Source organism: Rhodococcus sp. EPR-134, from assembly GCF_001647205.1.
Taxonomy (GTDB): domain Bacteria; phylum Actinomycetota; class Actinomycetes; order Mycobacteriales; family Mycobacteriaceae; genus Rhodococcus_F; species Rhodococcus_F qingshengii.
This window is the reverse complement of the sequence record NZ_LVCT01000312.1, coordinates 1-3020: the sequence shown is the minus strand read 5'-3', so window position 1 is coordinate 3020 and position 3020 is coordinate 1. Positions and strand designations below refer to the sequence as shown.

Genomic DNA, 3020 nt, shown 5'->3' with positions numbered 1-3020 from the left:
GGTCGCCGAAGCAGAGGAAGTGAGTGTTCCGACCTCGGTCGGCTTGTCTCCGTCAGAACCGCAGGCAACCAGCGCCACCAGCGAGCAGGCACCGATGAACCCGGTGATCGTTTTCTTCATCCCTCAAGGATGCCAGAGGGCCACTGGCGCTCGAACGGACCGGCGTCGCCCGTCAGCGCCAATTGCCCGAGCATCCTGCCGAATCCGAGCGCCTCGCCCTCCCGACTGCGGGATTGGACTGTATGCCCCGTTCGCGAACCCATGCTACGGTGACTTAACTGCAAAATAACTACGGGTGGGATTGTCCGGTCTGCCGCGTTCATCCGGAACGCTCCGATCGGAAATAGTTCGTCTATAAGGGGCTGGAACGAGTGGGACTTTTTCGTCGACGAGGTTCCCGCGAGGAAGACGACGATCGCGGGCAAAACCTCGATCGCAGCGACCCCGGGTACGCCGCCTGGTTCGCGAACGTCGCCGACGCGGGTGGTCAGCCGATTCCGTACAAGCGACCGCTGACCGCACCGGTGTATCCGCAACTCCAGCCGCCGGCCCCGGACTACGAGACGGATACGAGACGGCCACTCAACGCACCCGCCGGAGACGGCTGGCTACCCGCAGACCGCATCGACGAATTCGAGTCGTCGAATGGCCGCCCATCTGCACCGAACGGAACGAGCCCACAAATCTCCCAAACTGAAAAGTTGCCGCCCGACCCACTCCCGACGCCGCAACCAACGATTCCACCTCGAAATGTACCGATGACTTCACCACCGAAGCATCACCTGGAGTCGCCCCGCGCGACTCGGCCCTACCAAGGAGAAGCAATGAGCAACATCGACAAGATCCTCGGCGAATTGATGCGCATCGACGGTGCCAGCGGTGCAGCCGTCGTCGACGCCGACAGCGGAATGGTTCTCGGCATGAGCGGCAACCCGTCATTCAGCCTCGAGTACGCCGGCGCCGGCAACTCCGAGGTTGTGCGAGCAAAGCTCCGCACGATGAGTAACTTGGGGATTACCGACACCCTGGAAGACATCCTGATCACCCTGAGCAACCAGTACCACCTCATTCGCGTCCTCGAGACGCCCGGACTGTCGACGCTGTTCGTGTACCTCGTTTTGGACCGTGCGCGTGCGAACCTGGCGCTGGCCCGCCACAAGCTGGGCGAACAGACCCCCAAGATCGAGATCTGACGCTTCCACTCCTTTCCCGACAATGCCCGGTCCTCGCCAACGGCGAGGTCCGGGCATTGTTCGTTCCGAACACTCGATTGGTGAACCTCGCGCCGGCGCCGATACTGGGACCGTGACTATCGCGGATGCTCCTTGCGTGTGGTTGACCACCCTCCGAAGCGACGGCTCGCCGCACACGACTCCGGTCTGGTTCTTACTGCATCAGAACACATTCTGGATACCGAGCGCTGAGCAGAATCGTAAGGTTCGGAACCTGCTGGACGATCCTCGGGTCTCGTTGGCAGTCGACGGATCCGCTGGCGACCCGTGGGTCGCACAGGGCCTCGCGACAATTCATCACGATGTCGGCGAATTCGTCGACCTCCTGAGACTTTTCGGCGAGAAGTACGACGGCTGGGATGCCGCAGACGAAACTCGTGACGGTCCGCGGGTCCTCGTCTCGGTCCCGGTGACTCGATGGTTCCTTCGACCAGACTGACAGACAGTGCCGGTTAGGCCCGAATTGTCGTGAATGACATACTTGTAGTTCATCTCTCGCAGAAATGGACTCTCACACATGGCACGCACGGCACATCACAGGCGCGGCATCACCGGCGTCACCATCGGCATTGCTGCCGTGATCGTGCTGGGAGGTTGCGCCAATTCCAACGCCGACTCGCCCGAAACATCTTCTCTCGGTTCGGGAATCGGATCCGGTGTCACCACGACGGTCGTGACCGAAGCCTCGGCTCCTTCGTCCGCCGCAATTGAACTGCTGGCACAGATCCCCGTCAAGGGACGCGCACCCAAGACCGGATACGACCGCGCGCTGTTCGGTACCGCCTGGACCGACGACGTCACCGTCGAATTCGGCCACAACGGCTGCGATACTCGCAACGACATCCTGCGGCGTGACCTCACCGACCTGACATTCAAGGACGGCTCCAAAAGCTGCTCGGTCCAAACCGGTACGCTCCGTGACCCGTACACGAACAAGACCATCGCGTTCACCCGCGGCCAGGACACGTCTGCTGCAGTCCAGATCGATCATGTAGTCGCACTCTCGGACGCCTGGCAGAAGGGCGCACAACAGCTCGATACACAGACGCGAACCAATCTGGCCAACGACCCTCGAAACCTGCGCGCTGTCGACGGGCCCACGAACCAGAAGAAGTCGGATTCCGACGCGGCGACCTGGCTGCCACCCAACAAGGCCTACCGCTGCCAGTACGTGACTGCTCAAGTGGAAGTCAAAGCGGCATACGGTTTGTGGGTCACCCAAGCCGAACACGACACCATCGCAGACATTCTCGCGACCTGCTGAACTCTTGCGATGATCAGCGGCCCTTGATCAGATACCGCACAATCGCCATTCCGAGCGCGAGGCCCACTACGGTGGCGAGCGCTGCAACCAGACCGTGACCGGTCAGTGCGACGAACACACCGGTGATGACTGCGACGACGGCAATGATCCCCGCGTCCACTCTGCTTTGACCACGTTCAGGCATGGCACTCTCTCGTGCCGTCTGGTCCGTCCGCTCCCCTCGTAGCGGACGGACCCAGCGGCAATCTGTCGAAATGCGCGAACTCCGGTGGCCTCACCGGGCTGACTTTGCGGGCGGTCCTGCGAGGCCGGCACGTCCCCCGGAGCCAACTCACATCGGTTCACGAAGTCCGTACCTTCGCAGAATATACCGATTGGTAGGTAATTACCGAGGGCTAAAGTCCCTGGTCATGAACTCATGCGACGAGTGGTCGGAAACTCGAGACGAACGAGCACATCCGCGAGGCGAGCGTTAGCCGAGATAGCAGAGGTCCGTGGCCACGGCCAGAGGCCCATCTGGAATC

General features: G+C 61.6%; 3 protein-coding genes and 1 pseudogene. 3 read left to right on the top strand and 1 reads right to left on the bottom strand.

What is annotated here, in order from left to right:
* The first annotated feature begins 824 nt into the window (after nt 1-824).
* From A2J01_RS36400 to A2J01_RS14210, 3 genes and pseudogenes are all read left to right on the top strand, one after another.
* On the top strand, nt 825-1193 hold the full coding sequence (locus tag A2J01_RS36400) for a hypothetical protein (protein ID WP_020906454.1): 369 nt from the start codon (nt 825-827) through the stop codon (nt 1191-1193).
* 112 nt (nt 1194-1305) lie between these two features.
* Nucleotides 1306-1671 (top strand): pyridoxamine 5'-phosphate oxidase family protein, encoded by a 366-nt coding sequence (locus A2J01_RS14215; protein WP_047269305.1) that lies wholly within the window; start codon nt 1306-1308, stop codon nt 1669-1671.
* A 78-nt stretch (nt 1672-1749) separates the two neighbouring features.
* Nucleotides 1750-2493, top strand: a pseudogene (locus A2J01_RS14210) (HNH endonuclease family protein); the annotation flags it as partial.
* A gap of 16 nt (nt 2494-2509) precedes the next feature.
* On the opposite strand, the gene A2J01_RS36395 reads toward A2J01_RS14210, so the two are convergent.
* The gene (locus A2J01_RS36395) at nt 2510-2680 is read right to left on the bottom strand and encodes a hypothetical protein (RefSeq protein ID WP_007734610.1); all 171 of its coding nucleotides are present in this window, start codon (nt 2678-2680) and stop codon (nt 2510-2512) included.
* Nucleotides 2681-3020: the final 340 nt, after the last annotated feature.